Source organism: Flavobacterium sp. PL02 (assembly GCF_035013205.1).
Taxonomy (GTDB): Bacteria; Bacteroidota; Bacteroidia; order Flavobacteriales; family Flavobacteriaceae; genus Flavobacterium.
The window spans coordinates 89,586-116,290 of sequence record NZ_JAYGJP010000001.1; the positions used below are offsets into that span (position 1 = coordinate 89,586).

27 protein-coding genes are annotated in these 26,705 nt (G+C 33.3%); 11 read left to right on the forward strand and 16 right to left on the reverse strand.

Going from position 1 to position 26,705, the window contains the following annotated elements:
- Window positions 1-50: 50 nt before the first annotated feature.
- Window positions 51-278, reverse strand: a complete 228-nt coding sequence (locus SHI72_RS00405) for a hypothetical protein (RefSeq protein WP_035617948.1) — start codon at window positions 276-278, stop codon at window positions 51-53.
- A gap of 370 nt (window positions 279-648) precedes the next feature.
- Window positions 649-1,875 (reverse strand): 3-deoxy-D-manno-octulosonic acid transferase, encoded by a 1,227-nt coding sequence (locus tag SHI72_RS00410; RefSeq protein WP_323488694.1) that lies wholly within the window; start codon window positions 1,873-1,875, stop codon window positions 649-651.
- A 165-nt stretch (window positions 1,876-2,040) separates the two neighbouring features.
- Here SHI72_RS00410 and SHI72_RS00415 point away from each other — a divergent pair, with 165 nt between their 5' ends.
- From SHI72_RS00415 to SHI72_RS00440, 6 genes are all read left to right on the forward strand, one after another.
- Window positions 2,041-3,171 (forward strand): DegT/DnrJ/EryC1/StrS family aminotransferase, encoded by a 1,131-nt coding sequence (locus SHI72_RS00415; protein ID WP_039118508.1) that lies wholly within the window; start codon window positions 2,041-2,043, stop codon window positions 3,169-3,171.
- Between the two features lie 36 nt (window positions 3,172-3,207).
- Window positions 3,208-4,230 carry a UDP-glucose 4-epimerase GalE gene (gene galE / locus SHI72_RS00420; protein ID WP_323488695.1) on the forward strand — a complete coding sequence of 341 codons (1,023 nt, stop codon included), beginning with the start codon at window positions 3,208-3,210 and terminating at the stop codon, window positions 4,228-4,230.
- Between the two features lie 83 nt (window positions 4,231-4,313).
- On the forward strand, window positions 4,314-5,219 hold the full coding sequence (locus SHI72_RS00425) for a DMT family transporter (protein WP_039118506.1): 906 nt from the start codon (window positions 4,314-4,316) through the stop codon (window positions 5,217-5,219).
- A gap of 107 nt (window positions 5,220-5,326) precedes the next feature.
- The gene (locus tag SHI72_RS00430) at window positions 5,327-5,521 is read left to right on the forward strand and encodes a hypothetical protein (protein WP_323488696.1); all 195 of its coding nucleotides are present in this window, start codon (window positions 5,327-5,329) and stop codon (window positions 5,519-5,521) included.
- Window positions 5,506-5,832: a hypothetical protein gene (locus SHI72_RS00435; RefSeq protein WP_323488697.1), complete on the forward strand. Its 327-nt coding sequence runs from the start codon at window positions 5,506-5,508 to the stop codon at window positions 5,830-5,832. Before SHI72_RS00430 ends, SHI72_RS00435 begins: the two co-directional genes overlap by 16 nt.
- A 94-nt stretch (window positions 5,833-5,926) precedes the next feature.
- The gene (locus tag SHI72_RS00440) at window positions 5,927-7,126 is read left to right on the forward strand and encodes a glycerophosphodiester phosphodiesterase (RefSeq protein ID WP_323488698.1); all 1,200 of its coding nucleotides are present in this window, start codon (window positions 5,927-5,929) and stop codon (window positions 7,124-7,126) included.
- A gap of 120 nt (window positions 7,127-7,246) precedes the next feature.
- On the opposite strand, the gene SHI72_RS00445 is transcribed toward SHI72_RS00440, so the two are convergent.
- The 4 genes from SHI72_RS00445 to SHI72_RS00460 form a co-directional block, all read right to left on the reverse strand.
- Window positions 7,247-7,768, reverse strand: coding sequence for a hypothetical protein (locus SHI72_RS00445; protein WP_323488699.1), 522 nt, complete (start codon window positions 7,766-7,768; stop codon window positions 7,247-7,249).
- A gap of 113 nt (window positions 7,769-7,881) precedes the next feature.
- Window positions 7,882-8,208, reverse strand: a complete 327-nt coding sequence (locus SHI72_RS00450) for a LytTR family DNA-binding domain-containing protein (RefSeq protein ID WP_323488700.1) — start codon at window positions 8,206-8,208, stop codon at window positions 7,882-7,884.
- Window positions 8,209-8,370: 162 nt separating this feature from the next.
- Window positions 8,371-9,246, reverse strand: coding sequence for an ACP S-malonyltransferase (gene fabD, locus SHI72_RS00455; RefSeq protein ID WP_323488701.1), 876 nt, complete (start codon window positions 9,244-9,246; stop codon window positions 8,371-8,373).
- Window positions 9,247-9,322: 76 nt separating this feature from the next.
- Window positions 9,323-9,685 (reverse strand): DUF983 domain-containing protein, encoded by a 363-nt coding sequence (locus SHI72_RS00460; RefSeq protein WP_039114773.1) that lies wholly within the window; start codon window positions 9,683-9,685, stop codon window positions 9,323-9,325.
- 99 nt (window positions 9,686-9,784) lie between these two features.
- Here SHI72_RS00460 and SHI72_RS00465 point away from each other — a divergent pair, with 99 nt between their 5' ends.
- Entirely contained in the window at window positions 9,785-10,648 is an 864-nt protein-coding gene (locus SHI72_RS00465; RefSeq protein WP_323488702.1) for an AraC family transcriptional regulator, read from the forward strand.
- Window positions 10,649-10,916: 268 nt separating this feature from the next.
- Here SHI72_RS00465 and SHI72_RS00470 read toward each other — a convergent pair whose 3' ends face one another.
- The 3 genes from SHI72_RS00470 to SHI72_RS00480 form a co-directional block, all read right to left on the reverse strand.
- Window positions 10,917-11,447 carry a YceI family protein gene (locus tag SHI72_RS00470; RefSeq protein WP_039118501.1) on the reverse strand — a complete coding sequence of 177 codons (531 nt, stop codon included), beginning with the start codon at window positions 11,445-11,447 and terminating at the stop codon, window positions 10,917-10,919.
- Window positions 11,448-11,494: 47 nt separating this feature from the next.
- On the reverse strand, window positions 11,495-12,217 hold the full coding sequence (locus tag SHI72_RS00475) for a pirin family protein (protein ID WP_323488703.1): 723 nt from the start codon (window positions 12,215-12,217) through the stop codon (window positions 11,495-11,497).
- Window positions 12,218-12,728: 511 nt separating this feature from the next.
- A complete protein-coding gene (locus tag SHI72_RS00480) occupies window positions 12,729-14,210 on the reverse strand; it encodes a helix-turn-helix domain-containing protein (protein WP_323488704.1) in 1,482 nt (493 codons plus the stop codon).
- Window positions 14,211-14,328: 118 nt separating this feature from the next.
- On the opposite strand from SHI72_RS00480, the gene aceB reads away from it, so the two are divergent.
- Complete coding sequence (gene aceB, locus SHI72_RS00485) at window positions 14,329-15,930, forward strand: malate synthase A (protein WP_323488705.1); 1,602 nt, start codon at window positions 14,329-14,331, stop codon at window positions 15,928-15,930.
- 33 nt (window positions 15,931-15,963) lie between these two features.
- Window positions 15,964-17,244 carry an isocitrate lyase gene (gene aceA, locus SHI72_RS00490; RefSeq protein WP_323488706.1) on the forward strand — a complete coding sequence of 427 codons (1,281 nt, stop codon included), beginning with the start codon at window positions 15,964-15,966 and terminating at the stop codon, window positions 17,242-17,244.
- 219 nt (window positions 17,245-17,463) lie between these two features.
- On the opposite strand, the gene SHI72_RS00495 is transcribed toward aceA, so the two are convergent.
- The 4 genes from SHI72_RS00495 to SHI72_RS00510 are packed head-to-tail and all read right to left on the reverse strand — an operon-like array spanning window position 17,464 to window position 20,008.
- Window positions 17,464-18,042 (reverse strand): Crp/Fnr family transcriptional regulator, encoded by a 579-nt coding sequence (locus SHI72_RS00495; RefSeq protein WP_035617977.1) that lies wholly within the window; start codon window positions 18,040-18,042, stop codon window positions 17,464-17,466.
- Window positions 18,042-18,359: a DUF6370 family protein gene (locus SHI72_RS00500; protein WP_323488707.1), complete on the reverse strand. Its 318-nt coding sequence runs from the start codon at window positions 18,357-18,359 to the stop codon at window positions 18,042-18,044. Before SHI72_RS00500 ends, SHI72_RS00495 begins: the two co-directional genes overlap by 1 nt.
- Window positions 18,360-18,362: 3 nt before the next feature.
- Window positions 18,363-19,523, reverse strand: a complete 1,161-nt coding sequence (purT, locus tag SHI72_RS00505; RefSeq protein WP_323488708.1) for a formate-dependent phosphoribosylglycinamide formyltransferase — start codon at window positions 19,521-19,523, stop codon at window positions 18,363-18,365.
- Window positions 19,520-20,008, reverse strand: a complete 489-nt coding sequence (locus SHI72_RS00510) for a hypothetical protein (RefSeq protein ID WP_323488709.1) — start codon at window positions 20,006-20,008, stop codon at window positions 19,520-19,522. The genes purT and SHI72_RS00510 overlap by 4 nt, the downstream gene beginning before the upstream one ends.
- 934 nt (window positions 20,009-20,942) lie before the next feature.
- On the opposite strand from SHI72_RS00510, the gene SHI72_RS00515 reads away from it, so the two are divergent.
- On the forward strand, window positions 20,943-21,722 hold the full coding sequence (locus SHI72_RS00515; RefSeq protein WP_323488710.1) for a hypothetical protein: 780 nt from the start codon (window positions 20,943-20,945) through the stop codon (window positions 21,720-21,722).
- A 49-nt stretch (window positions 21,723-21,771) separates the two neighbouring features.
- Here the strand turns inward: SHI72_RS00515 and SHI72_RS00520 are convergent, their stop codons facing one another.
- From SHI72_RS00520 to SHI72_RS00530, 3 genes are all read right to left on the reverse strand, one after another.
- Entirely contained in the window at window positions 21,772-23,646 is a 1,875-nt protein-coding gene (locus SHI72_RS00520) for a U32 family peptidase (protein WP_323488711.1), read from the reverse strand.
- A 141-nt stretch (window positions 23,647-23,787) separates the two neighbouring features.
- Window positions 23,788-24,333 carry a dihydrofolate reductase family protein gene (locus tag SHI72_RS00525; RefSeq protein ID WP_323488712.1) on the reverse strand — a complete coding sequence of 182 codons (546 nt, stop codon included), beginning with the start codon at window positions 24,331-24,333 and terminating at the stop codon, window positions 23,788-23,790.
- 133 nt (window positions 24,334-24,466) lie between these two features.
- A complete protein-coding gene (locus tag SHI72_RS00530; protein ID WP_323488713.1) occupies window positions 24,467-25,045 on the reverse strand; it encodes an outer membrane beta-barrel protein in 579 nt (192 codons plus the stop codon).
- 548 nt (window positions 25,046-25,593) lie between these two features.
- Between SHI72_RS00530 and SHI72_RS00535 the strand changes: the two genes are divergently transcribed.
- Window positions 25,594-26,652 carry a serine hydrolase domain-containing protein gene (locus SHI72_RS00535; protein WP_323488714.1) on the forward strand — a complete coding sequence of 353 codons (1,059 nt, stop codon included), beginning with the start codon at window positions 25,594-25,596 and terminating at the stop codon, window positions 26,650-26,652.
- The last annotated feature ends 53 nt before the right edge of the window (window positions 26,653-26,705 follow it).

Consider the following 26,705-nt stretch of genomic DNA (forward strand, 5'->3'; position numbering starts at 1 on the left):
AAAAAACCATCTCAAGGATGGTTTTAAAAATTTTAGAATCTAGGTTCTAATTATTTTTTTGCAGCTTCAGTTGCAGTTTTAGCAGCATCAGTAGCAGTAGCAGCAGCAGAATCAACTACAACAGCAGCAGAATCAACTACAGCAGCAGCAGAATCAACAACAACAGCAGCAGAATCAACTACAGCAGCAGCGTCGTCAGCAGGAGCAGCGTCAGCTTTTTTACAAGATACAACAGTTAAAACAGCAACAACAGCTAAACTTAAAAATACTTTTTTCATCTTACTTTATTATAAAAGGTTAATTATTAATTCGTGGCAAAGATATAAATTTTTTAATATGTAAAATATTTTTTTATTTTTTTTTTAAAATATTCTTCGTTGCCTACGTTTATCTTATTATCAATTAACGTGCCAAAAACGTTAAAAAGCTTTTAGAGGTAATGAATTAATGTTTAAAGGGGTGTTTTTTAGTAAAAGGTACTCGGCAAGACTAGTAAATACGGTACTTTTTTATTTTTTATTGGATTAATCTCTGTAGAAATGGATTGATATTGGTTGTGAAAATTTGAAATTCTAATTTATTTTATCTGGAAACAGTCGAAAAATTATGATTTGAATAACATGTTTTATGATAATTTAGGGAGAGAGATTAAATAGTACTCATAATTTTATCGGTAGCTCCCTTCTTGTTTTGAACGTAAAACTTGCAAATTAATCCTTTCTCGTTAAGGTGGTTTTTATCTGTAATAAGGTTGTTGAATTCAGTTTTCAGTTCTTCCGTAGTAGTAATAGATATGCAGCCTCCTAATTGTACAAGTTCTGTGGCTTCGGCAAAATGAGAATAATTTGGTCCAATTATAATAGGAAGGCCAAAAGTTGCAGGCTCGAGAATATTATGAACGCCAGGATTTCCGAAACCACCGCCTACATAAGCAATCGTTGCGTAGCTATATATCTTGGTTAGTATTCCGACAGTATCAATTATAAATACATCATAATCTGCTAGGTTCTTGTCTTCTTTTTCAGAAAACAGAATTGTCTTCTTAGTAATAGATTGTTGTAGCGCAGTAATTTGTTCTGGTTTGATGTTATGCGGAGCGATAATAAATTTTACACGCTCTTGGGTAGTATTGATATATTCAGTTAGTAAAACTTCGTCCTTAGGCCATGAACTACCAATAACAATAGTAGTTGTGTTGTTTTTAAACTCAGTAATAAAATCTAAAGTATTATCACGTTCTAAAATAGCAACAACACGATCAAATCGGGTATCACCCGAAATAATTACGTTCTTATATCCGATAGATTCGATTTTGTTTTTGGAGCTTTCGTTTTGAACAAAAAAATAAGTAAAGGCATCAAGCGCTTTTTTATAAAAACCACCATACCATTTAAAGAATATCTGATTGTCTCTAAAAATTCCCGAAACTAAATAAGTAGGGATATTGTTTTTCTTTAGTTCATTAAGGTAGTTTAGCCAGAACTCATATTTGATAAAGAATACCATTTCTGGGTGAGCAAGTTTTAGAAATTGCTTAGCATTATATTTAGTGTCCAATGGCAAATAAAGCGTTACATCAGCAACAGTATTATTCTTTCTGACTTCATAACCTGAAGGAGAAAAGAAAGTAACAATGATTTTATGAGAAGGGTATTTTTCTTTTACTTTTTCAATAACGGGTAATCCTTGCTCATATTCGCCTAGAGAAGCAGCGTGAAACCAAATCGTTTTGTCTGAGGGTTTTATCTTTTCTTTAAGGATAGTAAAAACATCTTTTCTTCCGTTTACAAAAAGTCTGATTTTTGGACTAAAAAGGGCTACTATTTTTAATAAAAAGGCTACAACAAAAACGATTAGATTGTATAGAAAAAGCATAGTTAAATATTTGGGGCTAAAATACGTTTCTTTCAATTATTTTCATTGGTTTAAACTCATTAAATAACTATTTTTGTTGCTCGTTTTCGGAAGTATTATTTTGAAGGTCAATAGAAATGTGGCTTTCTTTATTCGGGAACGCAAACTTTAAATTAGAATATCGAAATGAAAAAAATTCAAATGGTTGACTTAAAAAGTCAATATGATAAAATAAAAGTAGCTGTAAATGCTTCAATTCAAGACGTTTTAGATACAAATACATATATTAATGGGCCATTAGTTCATGAATTCCAAAAAAATCTTGAAGCCTATTTAGGAGTAAAACATGTTATTCCTTGTGCAAACGGTACAGATGCATTGCAAATCGCAATGATGGGGTTGGATTTAAAACCAGGAGATGAAGTTATTACTGCCGATTTTACTTTTGCTGCCACTGTAGAGGTGATTGCTTTGTTGCAATTAACTCCAGTTTTAGTAGATGTTGAGATGGATAGTATGAACATTTCTATCGATGCAATTAAAAAAGCAATTACTCCAAAAACTAAAGCAATCGTTCCGGTACATTTGTTCGGACGTGCTGCTAATATGGATGCAATTATGGATCTTGCCAAGGAACATAATTTGTATGTAATCGAAGATAATGCACAAGCAATAGGAGCTGATTATGTTTCTAAATCTGGTGCTAAAACTAAAGTAGGAGTTATGGGACATGTAGCTGCAACTTCTTTCTTTCCATCTAAAAATTTAGGTTGTTATGGAGATGGTGGAGCAATTTTTACAAATGATGATGCTTTGGCACACATTATTCGTGGAATTGTAAATCACGGAATGTATGAGCGTTACCATCATGATGTAGTGGGTGTAAATTCACGTTTAGATAGTATTCAGGCAGGAGTTTTAAATGTAAAACTTCCATTATTAGATGAATATAATAAAGCACGTCGTGAAGCAGCAACAAAGTATAATGCTGCATTAGCAGGTCATGCTAACATTATTACGCCTTCATTTAATGCTAACGAAAACGACCACGTTTTTCATCAATATACTTTGCGAATTATAAATGCAGACAGAAACGGATTGTTGCAACATTTACAGGATAAAGGAATTCCTTGTGCAATTTATTATCCAATTCCGTTGCATTCACAAAAAGCCTATGTTGATGTACGTTATAAAGAAGAATATTTTCCAGTAACTAATCAATTGGTACAAGAAGTATTGTCGTTGCCAATGCATACTGAGCTTGACGATGAGCAAATTAAATTCATTACCGATAGTGTAATTGAGTTTTTAAAATAAACCAGACTAAATAAATAGCCAAAAAATAACCAAGAAATGAAAGTATTAGTAACAGGGGGATTAGGATTTATCGGTTCACATACCGTAGTCGAATTGCAAAATGAAGGCTTTGAAGTTGTAATAATTGATAATCTTTCTAATTCTTCAGAAGATGTTTTAAAAGGTATTGTAGCCATTACAGGTAAAACGCCTTTATTCGAAAAATTAGATTTAAGAGAAAAGGCTGCAGTGCAAAACTTCTTTAAGAAATATAATGATGTTACTGGGGTAATTCATTTTGCAGCATCAAAAGCGGTTGGAGAAAGTGTTGGAAATCCACTTTTGTACTACGAAAACAATATTAGTAGTTTGGTGTACCTTTTACAAGAGTTACAGCAAAAACCAGAGGCTAGTTTTATATTTAGTTCTTCTTGTACGGTTTACGGTCAAGCCGAAAAAATGCCAATTACAGAAGATGCTCCTGTGCAACAACCAATATCTCCTTATGGAAATACCAAGAAAATTGGTGAAGAAATTATCAGAGATACTGCAAAAGCAACTAATATCAATGCTATTTTATTGCGTTATTTTAACCCGATTGGAGCGCATCCATCAACAGAAATTGGAGAGTTACCGATTGGAGTTCCTCAGAATTTAGTTCCTTTTATTACACAAACCGGAATCGGATTGCGTCAGGAATTATCAGTTTATGGAGATGATTATCCTACAACTGATGGTACTTGTGTTCGTGATTATATCCATGTCGTCGATTTAGCAAAAGCGCATGTTGTGGCTCTGCAAAGATTACTGAATAAAAAGAATCTGGATAAAGTAGAAACATTTAATCTGGGTACAGGAAAAGGAAGTTCTGTTCTTGAGGTGATTACAAGCTTTGAAAAGGTAAGTGATAAAAAATTACCATACAAAATTGTAGCGCGAAGAGAAGGTGATATTACCGAGGCCTATGCAAATACAGCAAAAGCTAATGATGTGCTGGGGTGGAAAGCTCAATCAACGCTTGATGAAGCGATGAAGAGCGCTTGGAAATGGGAAGAAAAGATAAGAAATAAAGTTTCTTAATTTAAAATAGATAGTATTTTAAAAGTCCCAAATTATAGTATTATAATTTGGGACTTTTTTATTTAAAAGACATAGTATTAGCGATGCAACAAAAGCCAGATTATAAATTATATCTCTGTATGGCAACAGTAGGGATTGTGTGGGGGACAACTTTTTTAGGAATCAGGGTTGCGGTAGAAACAATTCCGCCATGGTTTGTAACTTCTATTCGTCAGGGGTTAGCAGGATTAATAGCAATGACTATTTTACTGTTTAAAAAAGAATTAAAATGGATTGGTTGGGAGAATTTTAAACACCAATTAATTCCAGCTTTATTAATGATTGTAATTGCAAATGGTTTTACTACAGTTGCGGAACAAACTTTACCGAGTGGGTTAGCATCTATAATGAGTGCTTTATCACCTGTACTTATTTTTATAGGAAGTGTTTTGTTCGGATTGCAAAAACCAAGCTTAAAAGGTGTTATAGGAGTAATAATTGGTTTTACAGGAGTTGTTTTTATTTTTAAAGATGGACTTGGTTCATTTTTAGATTCTAATTACCAACACGGACTTATATTTATGAGTTTAGCAATTTTAGGTTGGGCGGCAGGTACAATTTATACAAAGACTCATGCTCATAAATCGAATAATATTACGCTGAATTTATTTTATCAGTTTACTATCGCTACTTTGGTTCAGTTGGTTTTGGCATTTATTTTTTCTCCAAATCCAGATGTGAGTTTATGGAGTACGAGAAGTATTTTTGCAGCTTTGTATTTGTCTGTTTTTGGATCAATACTTGCTTTTTTCTCCTATCATTATGCTTTAAAACGAGTTACGGCTATTCAGGTTTCTATTTTGTCTTACTTTAATACTATAATTGCAGTTTTTCTGGGGTGGTTATTGTTGGACGAAGTAATTACTGTCGATTTTATTATAGCTACAGCGCTTATTATATCAGGAGTTTTTATTATCAACTATAAAAAGAAAGAAAAAAAGATTGTATAAAAATCTTATTTCTAATTAAATAGAAATCCCAAATTATTATTTATGATAGTTTGGGATTTTTTGTTTGGTGTAAAATGTTGTAAATTTGACTGTTAAATAAATTTATCATGAATGCTAAAAAAGAAAACTCCAAAATAAACAAAGTCGAAGAGCCTTCGGTTGAATATGAGATTTCTAAAGCTAAATTTAAGGGAATCGACAAGACTACTTTTGATTTTGATGAAGAGATGAAAAAAGGGTATACGACCGAAGAAGCAAAAGCAGAATCTATTAAACGAATACGTGAGTGGTGGGGAAAATAAAGCTTGCTTACACATCACATGTAATTAGTTATTTAGATGATTTGGTTCGTGTTTTATATAAAAATGACTATTTTGGTTTTATAGAAACAGCTGAAGAGTATGTTTTGAATATTTATGATTTTGTTTCTGGAAATATTAAATCAAGTCAGCATAGAATAACTCCTAAAAGAATACAATATTTAGGTTCAAACTACATTTTCTATAAAGTAAATAAAAGAACTACATGGTTTATTTTCTTTGAAAAGCAGAATGAAAACTTCTTGATTACGGGAATTTTAAATAATCATTGCGAAGAAGCAAATGTTTTGTAAATCTATTTTTATTGTAAAATTATATAACTGATACTTAACTCAGTGCTAACGTTTGTTGAGTGAAAATGGCATTTATTTGCTAAAAATATAAACTATGAACTCATTTCAAATTTTAAAAAGTACAATTTTCTTAAGTGCTGTAATTTTGTTATTGGCTTGTGATATGAATGATGATAATCAAACGTCCGAAAATGGAAAATATCCAACTTTAACAGGGGCAAATCCTATTGTAGTAGCTCATCGTGGTGCATCGGGTTATTTGCCAGAGCATACAATCGAAGGATATACAAAAGCGATAGAAATGGGTGCCGATTTTATAGAGCCCGATTTAGTAATGACGAAAGATGGGCAACTAGTAGTGCGTCATGAACCAATGTTATCTGGAACTACAAATGTGTCAGAAATTCCAGCTTTTGCTTCTAAAAAAACTACCAAAAATATTGATGGTGCAATGATTACCGATTGGTTTGTTTCTGATTTTACTTTGGCAGAAATAAAACAATTAAAAGCAAAACAAGCTTTTGCGGAGCGTTCTCAAGTGTATAATAATAAATATTCGATTCCAACATTTGCAGAAGTTATTGCTTTGGCAAAACAGAAATCAGCACAATCAGGACGTGTTATAGGGATTTATCCTGAAACAAAACACCCTTCTTTTCATGAAGCATTAGGTTTAAAAATCACAGATAAATTATTAGAGATGTTAACTGCCGAAGGTTGGAACAGTGCTTCATCTCCAGTTTATATTCAGTCGTTTGAGGTTTCTAATTTGCAATATATCAGAAGTAAATCAACAGTTAAAATTATCCAGTTGTTAAGTTGCTATGATGTGGCTTTAAATGGTGATTTGATTTTTACAGTTCCCGAAGGAGAGATTATTTCTGATGGAAAACCGTATGATTGGCATTTAAAAGGAGACACTAGAGATTACGGATTTTTTAGAACTCAGGAAGGTTTGGATTTTGTTAAAACATATGCAAATGGTATCGGTCCTTGGAAACCTTTTATTATTCCTTATAAAGGAACAGATGTAAATAAAGATGGAAAGGCTGATGATATAAATGCCGACGGTAAAGTAGATGATGTAGATAAAGAAGCGTTGTCGCCAACAACTTTAATTTCAGATGCGCATAAAAAAGGATTGTTAGTACATGCTTATACGTTTAGAAATGAAGAGAAACGATTGTTGAGTAATTATAAAAATAACCCAACTTTAGAATATCAGGCTTTCTATAAATTAGGATTGGATGGTGTGTTTTCTGATTTTACAGATACGGCCGTTCAGGCGAGATAATTTGCTTTTTGATATGAACTCTAATTCTGCAAGGTGTTTTTTAAGTCTTGTAGGTATGATATAATGTATATTTTAAATACCTAACAGGTTTTTAAAACCTGTTAGGATAATGTAGAGTTGTTATTTCGGATCGAAAGTTTGCGGGATTTTTTGGTTTTCTTTTTCTTTATCAAAAATCCAGGATATAATCCACCATCTTCCTTCGTTATAGTAAAGTTGTATGCTGTTAATGCCTCTTCGGGCAACAGGACCATTTTTTACTAATCGAGTTTCGTAAGTGCTCCAAACGTGCGCAATATTTCCAAACACACGAACTTCTCTGTTTATTTCATTTTCATAGAAAGCTGTTTTCGCAACCATATCATCCGTTTCTTTGTGAAACTCTTTAAGAGTCATAGTAGTGTGTTGTAGTTTTCCTACGGCGTTTTCTAATGGAAAAGAATAGATAGCATTTGAATCATGAAGTGAAAGGTCACGTTCCCATTGTCTTTTTTCGCCAGCTTCTCCAGAAACTGCCTCATAAGTAGCTTTCATAATTCCATTAATAGTAGCTACATCTTCCTTTAGAGGATATTTTTGTGCATTCGAAATTTGTGTAGTCATAATAATAGTAAATGTGATTTTTAAAATTGCTTTAATCATTACTGAATTGTTTAATGTTCAGGTAAATGAAAACAAAGTATAAAGCACATGAAACTATTTTATACAGTAGTGTGTAAATACTACACATACTGCTTGTTTTTTTATGTAGATGGTTATAGCATAAATTTATCGAGAGCAGTATTTAGACATTCTTTGTAGGTTTTGCCAATGGTGATTTTGTTTCCCTTGGCAATAATATGGTTATCTTCTATGCTGTCGATATTAGTTAAATTGACTATTGATGAATTATGAACTCTCATAAATTCTTTGGGTAATACATCTATTAATTCTTTTAGAGATTTGTAATAGGTGTATTTTGTGTTATCTACAGTTATTATTTGTACATAATTCCCTAAACCAGTAATGACAGCGATAGTATCAAAGTATAGTTTAATTATCTTTTTATCGGTTTTTATGAAAGTAAATTTTTCAGATGTCATTGTGGTTTTGTGATTTGTGTGGATTTTCAAAATTACATAAATACTATTGTATTGATGGTGTGGACAATACAAAAATCCCCACAAACATATGCTTGTGAGGATTCTATTTGTATTGACAATTTTTAGACTGAATACAGAAAACTGTGACTGAATACAAAAAAATTATGCATTTGCAGTAGCGGCTTCTTTATCGATTTTTCCGATTAATCCAGCTAAAACTTTTCCTGGGCCTACTTCTGTAAATAAAGTAGCACCATCGGCAATCATTTGTTGTACAGATTGTGTCCATTTTACAGGAGCTGTAAGCTGAATGATTAAATTCTTTTTTATTTCATTTGCATCAGAAACTGCACTTGCAGTTACGTTTTGATATACTGGGCAAATAGGAGTAGAGAAAGTTGTTGCTTCAATCGCAGCAGCTAATTCTTCTCTTGCAGGCTCCATCATTGGTGAGTGAAAAGCTCCACCAACAGGTAATATTAAAGCACGTTTTGCACCAGCAGCTTTCATTGCTTCACAAGCTTTTTCAACAGCAGTAGTTTCTCCAGAGATTACTAATTGTCCAGGACAGTTATAGTTTGCAGCAACTACGATTCCGTCTATCGAAGCACAAACTTCTTCCACTACATTATCTGCTAATCCTAAAACTGCAGCCATTGTAGATGGAGTAATTTCGCAAGCTTTTTGCATTGCCAAAGCACGTTGAGAAACTAATTTTAATCCGTCTTCAAAAGACAAAGTACCGTTTGCAACTAGAGCAGAAAATTCTCCTAAAGAGTGACCTGCTACCATTTCTGGTTTAAAATCTTCTCCCAAAGTTTTGGCTAAAATAACCGAATGCAAGAATACAGCAGGCTGAGTTACTTTGGTTTCTTTTAGTTCTTCGGCAGTACCTTCGAACATGATATCTGTGATTCTGAAACCTAATATTTCATTAGCTCTTTCAAATAATTCTTTGGCTAAAGCCGAATTTTCATATAAGTCTTTGCCCATTCCTGTAAATTGTGCGCCTTGACCTGGAAATACGTATGCTTTCATTTCTTTTAATTTAAAAATTTAGTGATTCTAAGATTGAAAAATTAGTTTCAATTGAAAGACAAAAATACTATTTTTTTTAGCTTGAATAATTCTTAAACATATAAATCCACAACAATCTCGAAAGTCGGATATTAAAGAAAGAAAAAGCAATAATCACTACGGCAATAATTGGAATGATTCTTAAATCGAAATTTTTTTCAAAGAAAAATTGAGCAATGCAATAAGTAGCAATACCTTGTGCTACAGTTAGTCCATAGCTCATATACATGGCGCCAAAAAAGAAACCAGGTTCTTTCTCGAATTTAAAACCACATTCACTACAAGTTTTGTGCATTTTTGGAAATTTGAATGTGAAAAATATATTTTTCTCATCTAGAACTTTTCCTTTGTGACAATTAGGACATTCATTTCTTAAAACATGGGTGATCATATATGACATAATTGATTCATTTTTTATTATATACAAAGATACCGCGCTGGTTTTCAATTCTGTTTTTATATCTTCGCTTATTATAGCACAATAAAGACATTTATGGCCATGAAAAAGTATCCAATTTATAGCGTTACCAATTTTAGTTGTAATGATACGAGGAGTGATTTTTATGTTAATTCGTTTACCGAACATTTAAAAACACACAGTTTTGTCGAGAAGCCACATCGTCATGATTCCTATTTAATGGTTTTGTTTACGGATGGTTCTGGAATTCATGAGATTGATTTTGATAGATTTGATATAAAAAAAGGAAGTTTGTTTTTGCTTCAGCCAGGGCAAATCCATTTTTGGAGTTTAGCACAAGATATTGAAGGATATGTTGTAATCTTCTCTCAGGAAATGTACAACCTGTATTTTGGTCAAAAAAAAATCAATGATTATGCTTTTTACAGTTCGATAAATAATAAACCTCAAGTTTATTTTGATGCCGATTCTATAAAAGGAATTGCACCTTATTTTGAGTTGTTAATGCGGGAAAGTAAGCAGAAGAATAAATACCAGTTGGATAAAATGCTTAATCTTTTAGATTCAATTCATATAGAAATTGCAAGGAAATATGATGATTCTGATGTTCATGAAGTACATCCTTATAACATAAAAATAAAGAAATTTGAAGAGCTTTTGGAATTTCATTTTAAGACTAATAAATCGCCTTCATTTTATGCAGAACAATTACATATTACCTTAAAGCATCTTAATAGAATATGTAATGATATTTTAAAAAAAACTGCAACAGAAGTAATTACAGACCGAGTTGTTTTGGAGATAAAAAGAATGCTAATTGATAAACAACTAGCGGTAAATGAAATTGCCGAAGAAGTTGGGTATGATGATTATTCGTATTTCTCCAGAGTCTTTAAAAAATATACCAACTTATCGCCAACCGAGTTTAGGAATTTGAAAAAGTAGTTTTTTTTGAAAGGTGAGAGAAGCAAGATGTAAGAAGCAAGATGTAAGAAGCAAGATGTTAGAAGTAAGATGAGATGAGAGATGCGATAAGCTAGATGTAAGGTGAAAACGGTTGTCAGGCTGAGCGTCCCGATCCCGAAACTTCGGGACGGGAGAAGCTCCGCAAACATTCGGTGTTGTTTAGAAAACACAAAAAAATAACACCCTATACTTCTTTCAAAGCATAGGGTGTTAACCAAATTAAATACTAAAATTTATGTAGGGGTAATTATTGTTTTGCAAATTGCAATTCAATGTTCAAACGAACATCATCGCTTACTAAAACTCCACCAGCTTCTAATGCTGAGTTCCAGTTTAATCCCCAATCTTTACGGTTGATTTTTCCTGTAATATTTAAACCAACTTTTGTGTTTCCCCATGGGTCAGTCATGATTCCGCTAAATTCTACCGGAAGTTTAACTTGTTTTTCAACACCTCTGATGTCTAAATTACCAGTAAGTTCATAATTACCATCGTCTATTTTTGTAAAAGCGGTAGATTTAAAAGTCATTTTTGGACTGTTTTCTATATCAAAGAAATCAGCACTTCTTAAATGATTATCTCTATCTGTGTTTCCAGTATCAATAGATTTGATGTCTGCAGAAAAAGTAATCGCAGCGTTCTCAAAGTTATTCTCATTGCTTGCAATAGTAGCTTCATAGTCATTAAACTTACCTGAAACATTAGTAAACATCATGTGTTTTACTTTAAAACCAATTTCTGAGTGTGTTGGGTCAATTGCCCATTTTGTAGTTGCCATAATTTTTTGTTTTTATTTATTAAATAATAGTTTTATATAATGTTGAATTAATAATTTACTTGCATCGGAATTTCCATTAATAAAAATTCCGCATCGGTATTTGCTGTAATAGTTGCTGTTTTAAAATCTTTGATTCCTATAGCATCACGAGTATTTAATTCTTGCCCGTTGATGGTTACGTTTCCTTTTAAAATAAAAGCATATAAACCGTTTCCTTCTTTTTTAACCGAATATTCTGTTGTGGTTCCAGCGTCAAAATTCCCCATATGAAACCAAGCGTCTTGATGAATCCAAACTCCAGCATCATCAGGATTCGGAGATAATACTTGCTGTAATTTATTATGTCTGTCTTCTGTTTTTAAAGAAATTTGTTGGTAACGTGGAGTTACATTGCGTTTGTTTGGGAACAACCAAATCTGTAATAATTTAGTTTGTTTATCTGCGTTTGGATTAAACTCACTATGTTGGATCCCTGTTCCGGCACTCATTACCTGGATATCTCCATGTTTAATGATTTCGGTATTTCCCATGCTGTCTTTATGAGCTAAATCTCCTTCTAGCGGAATGGTAATAATCTCCATATTATCGTGAGGATGCGTGCCAAAACCCATTCCTGCTGCAATAGTATCATCGTTTAAAACGCGAAGTGCTCCAAATTGTATGCGCTCTGAATCGTAATAGGTTGCGAAACTAAAACTGTGATATGCATTTAACCAACCGTGGTTTGCATTTCCACGAGTTTCGGCTTTGTGTATTATTATATTTTCCATGATTGTTTGTGTTTGTTGTTATTTGATAGGGCAAATTTACAACCAAAGGAAAGGGAGAGCACTTAACCTAGATTAAGAAATGAATTTTTTTGAGGTTCAGAGGTTTTTTGAGAGGTTCAGAGGGGCAAAGGTTCGAAGAGGCAAAGGTTTTGAGTTGCTGAGGCTCTAAGGTTCTGAGTGATAAAGAAACAAAGGCTTGTTTTTACCGCATAAAGCAGCCATAAACTGACTGCAACATTGTCATCGGATCTCTACGGGTAACTCGATAATCTGGGAATGTTTTCTATCTAAAATGTAAGATTGAGTATTTACTCTATTTTTGGAGAAACTAACTATAATCTTGTCTTTTGAGGCAAAGTCGAAAAATAACATCAAATAGTTCGACTATCTGTGAATGCTTTGTGTTAGTTTCTTGTGGAGATCTTTCCTTTGCGAGATGACAAGATTGTGTGAAAATCTAAGAAGTCTAATGTCTAAGAAGTCTAATGTCTAAGAAGTCTAGAAATCTAATTTAACTATATTTCGCTATATACTGTTGTACAACTAAATCGGTGTTTTCGTGGCGTTTTTTGTTTTCTAATTGTGTTGGAGGTGAGGCTCTTTCTAAGCAGTTTTTTACAGCGCAAGTTTCGCAAGTAACACCAACTATTTGTTTTACGATTGGTTTAGCTTCTATAAACTTGAATTTCTTTTTCATGGCTGGAGTAATCAAAATTCCAACCGAAATACTTCGGATGCAGTTTTCTACAAAAGGATCTTTGGTAGCCGATGAAAAAACCAAATATTCGTTTCCGCTATTCTCATAACTCGAAATTTGAGCGTCAAAGAAATGCGCTTTGTTTTGTTTAATCGCTTCGTCAATTGTTTTAATAGAAACCCATCGACGGCAATAATGCTCATTCATTTCATTGGCATGAGGTTCTTGCTGATTGGTAATATGAAGCTCTTTTTTTATTTGATACGTTCCCGAGCCTATATGATGGGACATTCTCAGGAAGAATAAATTCTTTAGATGAAAATCCTTTGGTAAAAGATTGGTTAATCTTTGGTAGAATGATTCTGGCGAAACATTAAATTTTTCGATTAAGGCAACAAATTCTTCTGGTCTTGGTTGTTCTTTGGTTAAGAAAAGATTAATGTCGTCTATTAATAATTTTCTTGGTAATAATAATGCTCCAGCAAAATAAGAAGCATAGAAATTATGCAAGACTTGATCAAAATTATCAAACTTAATCCAACTGAAGGTTAGTAATCTGTCGGTTATTTCTAGGTAATTATACGCTATTTCTTTGGCTAATATAAAAGCTCTTTGTGGATCGTCTATTTCTTTAGAGAGTAATAATGTTTTGCTTTTAGGAACATAAATAGATCGTAAATCTCCCAAAGCTTCTTGGTCTTTAAAAAGGAGTTCTTTAATTGTATAACCGTATTCTTCTTTTAGAATGGCACTTAATTCCAAAGTTGAAATTTGATTCTCAAGATTAATCTGGAATGATTTTGAGAAAGCAACTACTTTATTTTCTAAATCTTCAAAGTAATTTGTGTGCGCTTCTTGGTAGGAACGCAATGATGCCAAGAAAAAACTTTCCCTACTTAAATTATAGTGTTGAGCAATTTCTATTATGGTACTAATAAAAGCATTGACTTTTGCGGGAGCATTAGCAATAATATCAATTAAATCATTTTCATGGATTCCAAAAAGCTCTAACGGAATTTCTTTTAAAATACCAGATTTTAAAATTTCGCCTATCGGTGCCAAGTTGTTATCTAGTTTCAAAGAAACCATTTGATCGTAACTTATGTCAAGATTTTCGCACAAGAGTAAAATCTTATCAGTCTTCGGATATTTCTTTCCTTTTTCTATTTCGTTCAAATAGGATTTAGAAAGGTTCGTGAGTTTGGCTAAGCCAAATAACGAAAGGTTTTTTTGCGTGCGAACCTGTCTTAATTTAAGTCCGAAAATTAGCTTGATATAGTCTTTTTCAATGTCCATAACTCAAAAATACGCATTATAAAAATAATCGCCAAAAAAATATTTTCAATATTTAGCGAACGTTCGCTTGTTTTGTAATAATCTTTTTTATAACATTGTAGTATAAAATGTATTAGCTATGAAAAACCAATTGGAAATTACAGAGACGGCAATGGAGTTTTTAGCCGAAAAAAACAATTCTTATACTGCTATCTGGACAGATGAAGCAGTAGCTTTTATAACAGAATTGCATCGAAAATTTGATTCTCAACGTAAACTATTACTGTTTCAGAGAGAGCAGAAACAAATTTTATTTGATCAAGGTGTCATGCCAACTTTTCCAGTTGAAACTAAATTAGTCAGAGAAGATAATTGGACAGCAGGATCCATTCCTAAAGATTTATTGGATAGGAGAGTAGAGATTACAGGGCCAGTTGATAGAAAAATGATTATCAATGCCCTTAATTCTGGTGCGAAGACATTCATGGCCGATTTTGAAGATAGTACTTCTCCAACATGGGGAAATTTAATGAGCGGACAAGTAAACTTAATCGATGCTGTAAATAAAACTATCAGTTTGACTGATGAGGTTAAAAACAAAACCTATCAGTTAAATGAAAATATCGCGACTTTAATTGTTCGACCTAGAGGAATACATCTTAATGAGAAACATGTTCTGGTAGAAGGCAAGGAAGTTTCGGGATCATTGGTAGATTTTGGTTTGTATGTTTTTCATAATCATAAAAAATTACTTGAAAACGGAACAGCTCCTTATTTCTATATTCCAAAATTAGAACATTATCTAGAAGCACGTTGGTGGAATAACGTGATTGAGTTTACTCAGAACTATTTAAGAATTCCTCAGGGAACGATTAAAGTTACGGTTCTTATAGAAACGATAACGGCAAGTTTTCAGTTGGACGAAATTATATTCGAATTAAAAAATCACATCGTTGGATTAAACTGTGGTCGTTGGGATTATATTTTTTCATACATAAAAAAATTCCACAAGCATCCTTCGTTTTTAGTTCCAGACAGGGATCAGGTAAATATGACTTCGCCTTTTATGAAAGCTTATTCTAGTCTGGTAATTCAGAGATGTCACAAAAGAGGAATCCATGCAATTGGAGGAATGGCAGCACAAATTCCGATAAAGAATAATGATGAGGCTAATGCTATCGCTTTCGCGAAAGTAAAAGCCGATAAAGAGCGTGAAGTGCACAATGGACATGACGGAACATGGGTAGCACATCCGGATTTGGTTTCATTAGCAAAAGAGATATTTGATGCAGGAATGCCAACACCAAATCAGATTCATATACCAAGACCACATCTTACAATTACCGAACAAGATTTGCTTGAAGTGCCACAAGGTACTATAACTGAAGAAGGAGTTCGAAAAAATATTAATGTGGGAGTTTTGTATTTGGCTTCTTGGCTTAACGGACAAGGTGCAGCGGCTATACATAATTTAATGGAAGATGCGGCAACAGCAGAGATTTCGAGATCTCAATTGTGGCAATGGTTATATAATAAAGTGGTTTTGGATAATGGAAAACAGTTGAATCTTGCCTATTATCACAAATTAGCTTTAGATGAATTCAGTAAAATTAAAAAGGAATTGGGCGAAGAAAACTATGAAAAACGCTGGTTTCCTTTGGCTGAAAAAGTATTAGAAAGACTTGTTGTAACGCTCGACTTTGAAAACTTTCTTACTATACCGTGTTATAAATATCTATAAAAATTGCTTACTAACAACCCAAATAACTATACTATGAAAACAACAGAAGACAGAATTCAGGAATTGATCAACGATTGGTTAACAAACCCAAGATGGGCAGGAGTAGAGAGACCTTACACAGCAACTGAGGTGGTTACTTTACAAGGGTCTTACGAAATAGAACATTCTATTGCCAAAATGGGAGCTCAAAAATTATGGAGAAAACTTAAAAGTCAAGATTTTGTAGCAGGATTAGGTGCTTTAACCGGTAATCAGGCAATACAAGAAGTTGATGCAGGTTTAGAAGCTATTTATTTGAGTGGATGGCAAGTCGCTGCAGATGCAAATTTGGCTGGCGAAATGTATCCTGATCAATCTCTTTATCCTGTAAATAGTGTGCCTATGGTGGTTAAGAAAATAAATAACGCTTTATTGAGAGCTGATCAAATTCAGGTTGTTAATGGAGTTCAAGATAAAAAAGATTATTTAGTACCTATTGTTGCTGATGCCGAAGCTGGTTTTGGAGGAAACCTAAATGCATTCGAACTGATGAAATCTATGATTGAGTCTGGAGCTTCTGGAGTTCATTTTGAAGATCAATTGAGTTCTGCTAAAAAATGTGGACATCTTGGAGGAAAGGTTTTGGTGCCAACTCAAGAAGCGATTAATAAATTGGTAGCAGCAAGATTAGCAGCAGATGTTATGGGAACGCCAACTCTTATTGTAGCAAGAACTGATGCTGATGCGGCAAATTTATTAACGAGTGATGTAGATCCTAGAGATGCTCCGTTTATTACTGGCGAAAAAACGAATGAAGGTTTCTTTTATGTAAATAGCGGAATTGACCAAGGAATTGCAAGGGGATTAAGTTATGCGCCTTATGCTGATTTAATCTGGATGGAAACCAGTAATCCGGATTTGGTATATGCTAAAAAGTTTGCTGATGCCATGCGTGCGCAATTTCCTGATAAAATGCTTGCTTATAATTGTTCTCCATCATTTAATTGGGCGGCTAAATTATCTGTTGCAGAAATGGAAACATTTAGAGAAGACTTGGCTGCAATGGGATATAAATTCCAATTCATCACTTTGGCAGGTTTCCATGCTTTAAATACAAGTATGTTCGAATTGTCTAAAGCATATAAAGAAAGAGGAATGGCTGGATATTCTGAATTACAGGAGAAAGAATTTGCTTTGCAAAGTAGTGGATTCCGCGCTGTAAAACACCAGGCTTTCGTAGGGACTTCTTATTTTGATGCGGTACAAAATACAGTAACAATAGGAAAATCAACAACAACAGCAATGAAACATTCTACTGAGGTTGAGCAGTTTTAATTTTTAATTCAAAATAGAAACACGGTTCTTAGTTGAGCCGTGTTTTTTTTTTTGCCACAGATTTAACAGATTAAAGTGATTTAAATAAAATGTTGCCGCAAATTTCACAAATTCACGCGAATTTTAATTCAATGTTTGAGCCATTTTAATTTGTGAAAATTTGTGAAATTCGTGGCAAAAAAAAATCATTTTAATCTGTTAAATCTGTGGCAAAAAATATTATTTACTTTTCAAAAGTCTTGCTTTCATTTTACTAAAAAACTCGGGTGTAACGCCAATGAAAGAAGCAATTTGTTTTTGGGGTACTTTCTGGATTAGTGTTGGATATTTGGCACAGAATTTCTCGAAGCGTTCTTCGGCAGATAAACTTAAATTATCCATTAAACGTTGCTGATTGGCTACCAATGAATTCTCGGTTAAAATTCTGAAAAAACGTTCTAATTTTGGAATATCAAAATACAATTGTTCTTGGTTTTCTTTGCTAAGTACAACAACTTCTGAATCTTCTAAAACTTCGATAAATAGTTGTCCTGGTTTTTGGGTAATAAGACTATACATATCACTTATCCACCATCCTTGACAAGAAAAACTCAATACGTGCTCTACAATATTATCATTGATATTAAAGCTTCGAATAATTCCTGAGTTTATAAAATAAGATTCTTTGCAAACATTTCCTGCGTTTAATAAAATCGTTTTGGCTTTATAGAAACGGGTTTCGGTTTTGGATAAAAAATGAGCTTGTTCTTCGGGAGTTAGCGAAACATGTTTGGCAATGTTTTCTAGAATTAAATCCATTATTTTTCTTTTACCAATGTAAACGTAGTTACTTTATAACGATTGTTTTCTATTTTTCCAGTAACTGCTGCTTTACGGATAGTGTTGCAAAAACCATCTTTGGCATGTGCATCACCATGTTCGTCTATAGAGGTTCCGTCTACAAAATAAGATTTTCCGTCTATGCGAACGGCTAAATCACAGCTATTGCCTTTCATCCCAAATTGACATTCTCCACAAGCTGTTTCTACAATTTGAGGTTTTTCGGTAGTTTTTTTGTCTTGTGCATTGATTGTGATGCTCAAGAATAGAAATGCTATGAATACTAATTTTTTCATCTTTTATAATTTTACGGTTATTAATTGTGCGGTTTTTTTTGCTCTTTCAACTACTTCTTCAATTGGAGTTTCCAGAATGTCGTTTGACAAAACAACTCCCATACGACGGTAAGGTCTAGAGGTTGGTTTTCCAAAGATACGGAAGTCGGTTTTAGGTAATGCAGCAACTTTTTCGATTCCGGTATAAGTTGGATTATTAGATTCTCCTGAGGCTAGAATTACGGCACTTGCTCCAGCTTTTTCTAGGGTTATTTCAAAAATTGGTAAACTTAAAATAGCTCGTAAGTGCAATTCAAATTCATTGAAGTTTTGTGTTCCTGCTAAAGTTACCATTCCGGTATCGTGTGGGCGAGGAGAAAGTTCTGAGAAATAAACTCCTTCGTTGGTTAGAAAAAATTCTACTCCAAAAAGCCCTGCGCCTCCCAAAGCTTCGGTTATTTTCTCAGCCATATCTTGGGCTTCGTATAAATCTTTGTCGGATACTCTAGCGGGTTGCCAACTTTCCTGATAATCACCGCGTTCTTGTCGGTGACCTATTGGTGCGCAAAATAAGGTTGGGTTATTATTTTGAGTAATTGTTAAAAGTGTAATCTCTGAGTTGAAGTTTACAAATGCTTCTACAATTACTTCGATAACATCTCCGCGTGAACCTGCTACAGCGTAATCCCAAGCTTTTAGGATATCTTCTTGAGTTTTTATAGTGGATTGTCCTTTTCCTGAAGAGGACATTAAAGGTTTTACAACGCATGGCATTCCTACTTCCTGTACGGCTTTTTGCAGTTCTTCGGCTGAGGTTGCATATTGGTATTTGGCAGTTTTAAGGCCAAGTTCTTTGGCTGCCAAATCACGGATTGCTTTACGATTCATGGTGTAGTTTGCTGCTTTCGCAGATGGAACTACTGTAATGCCTTGTTTCTCGTAATCGTAAAATCGTTCGGTACGAATGGCTTCTATTTCTGGAACTATAAAATCGGGTTTGTGTTTGGCAACGATTCGGTCAAGAGCTTCGCCATCTAGCATATTGATTACTTCAAAGCTATGGGCAACTTGCATTGCAGGAGCATTTTCGTAACTATCTACAGCAATTATGGTTTGTCCGATTCGTTGTGCAGCGATGGTGAATTCTTTGCCTAATTCGCCTGAACCTAGAAGTAGTATTTTCATTGTGTTTTATTTAATGTTTGAGGGTCTTGACTTAGTTTTACAATTATCAAACTACTAATAAAAGTCATTATCATTAATAAAAAAGATAAAAATAATATCATTAGTATCGAAAGAATAACTTGATCATAGATCTGGGAATGTAATACAACCGAAATTCCATTAACAAACTGTCCAATTATATAAAGTGTAAAAAGTGCTATTATGATTTTTAAGCTTACAGCAAATGAGAATTGTGAGCAAGCTTGAAAGTATGTTATTTGATTTAATGAATGGCTTATTTTTTTACCAGAACTCCAGAATAGAAAAACGAGGAATAACGGAAATAATACTCCCCAAAAGATAGGATTCCAAAAAGCACCAAAATCGGATATTTTGATACAAAGGTCAACAAAATAGCTTTCTGAAAATATTAGTAACGGAAATATAGCACACACACAAACTCCAGCAATAATCGAATGTTTTGTTATGCTATTGTTTAATGCCATTTGGATTTAGTTTTGAGAGTAAAGATAAAAAAATGGAATTTATTCTCACGCAGATTTTGCAGATTCGATAGATTTAATTGTTGGTTGTATTGTAATACTGTGTGTAGACGCACTGCGGTGCGTCTCTACAGTTGGAACGTGAAGATAGATGGTTTTAATTATTGACAATCAATGAGTGTAGAGACGCACCGCAGTGCGTCTACGCAATCTATATCTATAATCTATATTTTTGGATTGCGTTGATTTAACCGCAAAGTTCGCAAAGGTGTAGGCGAAGGGCGCAAAGTTTTGTTTTAGTTAAAATAAGGTCCGCAAAGGTTTCACGCAGATTTTGCAGATTCGGCAGATTTAATTGATGTTTGTGTTGTAATACTGTGTGTAGACGCACTGCGGTGCGTCTCTACAGTTGGAACGTGAAGATAAATAGTTTTAATTATTGACAATCGATCGCTGTAGAGACGCACCGCAGTGCGTCTACGTAATCTGAATCTATAATCTATATTTTTGGATTGTGTTGATTTAACCGCAAAGTTCGCAAAGTTGTAGGCGGAGAGCATAAAGTTTTTGACGGGAAGTTAAAATAAGGTTCGCAAAGGTTTCACGCAGATTTTGCAGATTCGGCAGATTTAATTGATGTTTGTGTTGTAATACTGTGTGTAGACGCACTGCGGTGCGTCTCTACAGTTGGAACGTGAAGATAAATGGTTTTAATTATGATAATCAATTTGTGTAGAGACGCACCGCAGTGCGTCTACGCAATCTATATCTATAATCTATTTTTTAGGTTACGTTGATTTAATTGCATAGTTAGCAAAGTTTTTATGGTGTAATTTTTTGTTAATAATTATACTTATAACTGATTTGAAACTTGTTTTAAAGCGATACTATATTTATATATTTGCCGGCTTATAAAAAATAATTATAATTTAAAAGAATGAAAATAAAATTTTACTTAATAGCAAGTGCTTTACTAATGTCTGCATTAGTACATTCTCAGTCTGGTGGGATTACATTTAACTTGGGAATGGGAGAGCAAAAAGCTGATGCAATTGTTTTTAAAAAAGACAAACAAAAAATTAGTGGAGTAGTTAAATTTCCGGGGTTAGCTGATAAAAAGGTAAAAATTAAAGTAGGTGATGAAAATGAAAAATATGCAAGTAAAGACATAGATTCAATTCAGATTTTTGACCAGAATAAAAAACTGTCTTATGTTTTTGTATGGACAAAAACAAAAGTGTACAAAAAAAAGGGTACGGAGTTTAAGGTTATTGATGAAAGCTGGATATGTAAAATAATTAATGGAAATGTATCTTTATATTTAGGTGGTGAGGAATACGGGATAAAAGAGGTTAAGGTTGAAGATGAAAAGACTAAAGAGAAGATAAAAGAGAATAAGATGAAAGTTGTCTCTAAAGATGTTAATCATTACATGAAAAGGAGTAAGGAAGATTATCCTGTATTGGTTTCTATAAGTTCAAACGCTCTTTCTGCAGGATACAATGCTTTTTTTAGAGAGTATGGAGTTTATTATTTTGGTGATGATTCTGAAATTGCTAAGAAAATAGAAGATAAAGAATATAAATATTATGATATTGAGGTTGTTGTAAATTTGTATAACAAAAAACGAGAGCCAAAAGTTGAACCAAAAGTTGAGCCAAAAACTACGAAAACTACAAAACCAAAGACAACTAAAAAAACTACCAAGAAAAAATAAGCAATAAAAAAAGCGATACTTTATTTTAAAAAGTATCGCTTTTGTGTTTTTAATGAAAGTGGTCTTCTTCGATTTCAAATTCGGCATCTTTCTCCCAAATTTCCATTTCGCAAGGTTTACAGTTGAATTTTAGTTTGTATTCTAGTTCGCCTTGTTTTAATACCAATGGTTCTTTTACTTTAACACCCATTATGTCTTTTTGATGTATTGGGCATTTTTTTAATTCGTATTTGATACAATATTTGGTAGTCATTACGCGCGATTTTCCTGGATCCCATTGTAATTCAAATGCTTTTTCGATTTCGGTTACGCCATGACGTTCGTAGAATTTACGTGCCGTTTTGTTTGAAACGTTGTACATGAAATCTAATTTGGTTTCAGGATACGGATGCGATGTTTTTACCAATTGGTGTTCTTCACGCTTGTAATTTGCTAAACGAATCTCGGTTAATTGGTCGTAAACGGTTCTTCTCATTTCGTTGATTTTTGAAATAGGAAGGAACCAGTTTTGAGAAAACATTACATTGATTTCGTCAGCATTATAAGGTGTGAAACCTGTTTTTGCCAATTGCGTTTTGATGTTTTCTTCTATAGATTCGCCAGTTTTAGTTTGTTCTTTAGCATGTTCTAAAGTAACAATACTTACATTTCCGTCTTCGTCGGTTGCGATTAATTCAAAGCCAGTTTCGTTTTCAGTAAGTAGTAAAGTGGTGCTTAGTTTACGAACGGCACTGTCTTCTCTTTCTACAATTTTGATGAAAGCGGCGTCGTTATTACGGTAAATAAAAGTTCCGTCTTTTACTTCTTTTAAAACGTTTGGATATATTTTTCCGTTTTCGGCTTTATTTACATAAATTCCGTCGGCTTCGTTGTTTTCATTGATAAAACAAAGTCCGTCGCCGTTGTTTAATAATTCGCCATTTTCGATTTCGTAAGCGTTTCCGACAGTTCGGATTAGTTTACCAATATATTGTCCTTTTGATTTTGGGCTTTCCCAAGATCCAATACTATGATTTCTATCGTTTACAAAATAGTCGGTATATCCACGATTGAAAGTTCTGTTTAAAGAAGAATCAAAAGTATAGGTACATTTTCCAGAAGAAGCTTTCATGTATTTATCATTTCCTTCTGCTTCTAGAAAACTATCTAGTTTTTGGCGTAAAAAAGACACGTTGTTTTTTACGTAAACGACATCTTTTAATCTTCCTTCGATTTTAAAAGAAACAATTCCTGCTTCAATTAAATTCGGAATTTGATCTGATATATCTAAATCTTTAATCGACAGTAAGTGACTGTTTTTGATTAATGTTTCTCCGTTTCCGTCGATTAAGTTATAAGGTAAACGACAGTTTTGTGCGCATGAACCACGATTGGCACTACGTTCTCCGTTGGCTACACTCATATAACAGTTTCCGCTGAAGGATACACATAAAGCTCCGGTTACGAAAAACTCTAGTTCAACATCTGCTTCGTCATATATCGTTTTAATTTGGTGCAAGTTTAATTCGCGGGCTAATACCACACGTTTAATTCCGGCATCTTTTAGGAATTTAATTTTATCAGCATCACGATTATTTGCTTGTGTGCTGGCGTGAAGTACGATAGGAGGTAGCTCCATCTCCATGATAGCCATATCCTGAATAATTAATGCATCTACACCAATATCGTATAACTCATAGATCATTTGGCGACAAGTCTCAAGTTCGTTATCGTACAAAATGGTATTCATTACCACAAAAACCTGAGCATTAAATAAGTGGGCATATTTTACTAATGCCGCTACATCTTCAAGAGAATTGTTAGCGTTAGAACGTGCTCCAAATTGTGGTGCACCAATATAAACTGCATCGGCTCCACTATTTATAGCTGCCATTCCTCCGATTAAATCTTTAGCTGGAGCTAAAATTTCGATTTTCTTCTTCATTTTTAAGACTTTAACATTCTGTGGTATTCACGGAAAAAAGTTTGCAAAGTTCTTATAAATAATTCGAGTTTGCTAATACAGAAGTGACTTTTTTTGAAATAGTTAATTAATAGGGGGTGATAAGGTTTTGGGGTTGTTTTTTTATTTGTTTGATTCGTAAGTAAGTTGCACTACTCCAGATTTGAATGCATTGGTTTTAATCAGTTTTAGTTCTACTCGTTCTGTTAAGTTTTCAAACAATGGTTTTCCGCTACCTAAGGCTATTGGATGCACGGATATTCTGTAAGTATCAACAAGACCTAATTGAATAAATGTTTTAATAAGACTTGCTCCACCATATAACCATATATCTTTTCCGCCCTGTTTTTTTATTTCTGTTACCTTATTAACGATGTCTGTATTTATGAAAGTGGATTTGTCATCGTGTTTGTTTTGGTTTGAAAAAACAAATTTTTCTTTTGAATGTACTGCTTGCCATAGTGCTTGTTCTGCTGGACTTGCGTTTGTTTCTGGCTGATAATTCCCCCACATATCATAACTTACTCTGCCGTAAAAAATAGTATCTATGCTTGATAAAAAACCATCAAAATCCATATCATCGTCCATAATGCACCAATCAACTTCTCCGTTTGGTCCTTCGATAAAGCCATCTAAGGTTACGGCTAAATCTAAAATTACTTTCTTCATCTGTAAAATATTTAATGTTTGTCTTGTCTTGGTTTTCGGATATAAAAATATCGTTTTTCAAGTTATATAAATAAGAAAACTACTTGGTTTATCAACTAAGTAGTTTTGAATTTTTGTTTAACATGAAAGTTTATTAATCTATAGGAAATGTATATCCTGCTGTAAATGCACCGAAACCTTGTTCGCCAGATAGATTTCCGTAAAAGGTAACTCCAATTTCTATGTTGTTTTTTGGACCTAATGCAAGTCCTAAGCTAATTGGAATATGTGGAACTATACCACTTTTTTTCTCATTGACTTGATTTGTATAGGTTTCAAAAGAACCGATAGCAGCTCCAACACCAGCCTCTATAAATGGGGCAACCCAAGGTATGGGAGCACAAAGACGAACTTTACCTCCTAGTAAAAACGCATTAGTTTCTACTTTGTAGTCTTTTGGGTTTTTAACGGGATCTTCGCTAGTTGAGGTAAAAATAAAGCCAGCATAAGGTCTTACGCTAAACCATTTGGTAACTCCTATTATATATTCTCCTTGGGCAAAAAAACCAGTGCCATCTATGATTTCCGGATTTTCTTCTTCGTAATTTGAAGTGCTTGATCCATAGCCGATTGAAACTTTAATGAAATTCCCTTCTGTTTGGGCTTTTGCCAGATTAGATGAGAATAGTGCAAAAATAGTAATGATAAAGATTTTCCGAAATACAGAATTCATAATTAGTTGGTTATTTGGTTTGTAATGGTTTTTTATTTGCGGGCTAAAAATACTAATAAAATGATTTGTAAAACAAGGTTTGTTTGTAGAGTAATAATATAAGGATGTAAGGAACTTAGTTATGAGCTTGCAGACATGAGTAGTAATAGAAAATAAAGCTCATTATGTTTTTCATTTTTTAAATTCTATCCTGTTTTAATTATAGCTCACGGTTTCAACCGTGTGATGCAGATTGCGATTATACATTGCGATCCAACGGTTGAAACCGTTGGCAATGCTTACAATATGCTAAATCCGTTGTTTATTAGTAAAGTTGATAGTGATTAGCTTTTGGGTTAGGGATAGGAGCGATATCCTTTTATTTTTTTCTTTAAAAAATAAAAGATATAGTCGGATAGCCCGACCGGAGGGAACCCCATAAAAAACTATTTAAGGTGTAAAAGATGAAATTTTAGACTCTAAGCTGTTTTAGTATGTTGTTTTTTGTGTTGTAACCAAAAGGTTGTCGATGCCGTCAAAGCTTTTATCAATCATTAATCAATCAGAAAATGAAAACAATCTTAAAATCTTTTATTGTGCTATTTTTAATTTCGAATTCAGTACTATTTGCTCAAAATCTGGATAGGAAAATAGATAGTTTGATAACTTCAAAATTTAAACCTGAAAGTCCTGGGGCTGTTTTTATGGCTGTTAAAAAAGGAAAAGTGATATATAGAAAGGCGTTTGGAATGGCAAATTTAGAATTTGATATTAAGATGAAACCTGAATCTGTTTTTGAAATTGGGTCGATGACAAAACAATTTACTGCTGTTTCTATTTTGATGCTTGCTGAACAAGGAAAGCTTAAGCTTGATGATGAAATTACAAAGTTTATTCCTGATTATCCGACTAATGGAAATAGAATTACAATTCATCATTTATTAACGCACACTTCTGGAATTAAAGATTTTACAAGCATGAAAGCTATAAAAGATATTGCCCGACGAGATTTATCGCCAAAAGAATTAGTTGACTTTTTTAAGGATGAACCAATAGATTTATTACCTGGGAAACAATATAAGTATTGCAATTCTGGATATGTGCTTTTGGGGTATATTATAGAAACGGTGTCGGGGCAGTCGTATGAAGAATTTATAACCACAAATATTTTTAAGAAAATAGGAATGGAAAATACTTATTATGCAAACTATGAAAAGATTATTAAAAATAGGGTTTCTGGTTATCGCGATAAAGAGGGCTATGTAAATACAAATTATATAAGTTTCTCGATTCCGTATGCTTCAGGTTCGATAATGTCTAATGTTGATGATATGTTGCTATGGCAAAATGCAATAAATACTAATGTACTATTAAGTGCTGCTTTTACAGAGAAAGCTTTTACTAATTATGAGTTAGATAATGGGACAAAAATAGATTATGGTTATGGCTGGCATTTAGAAAAAGTAAAAGATAAAATTGTTCGGGAACATGGCGGAAGTATTTTTGGCTTTAAATCGATGGGAGTTTATGAGCCAAGCGAACAGATTTATGTAATTGGTTTGAGTAATTGCGATTGTAATTCTCCAACTTCTATTACAAGAGATATTGCTTCACTTTTAATTGACTAGATAAAAAAAGGGTGTTTTCGAAAGAAAACACCCTTTTAGATATTATTTTTTTA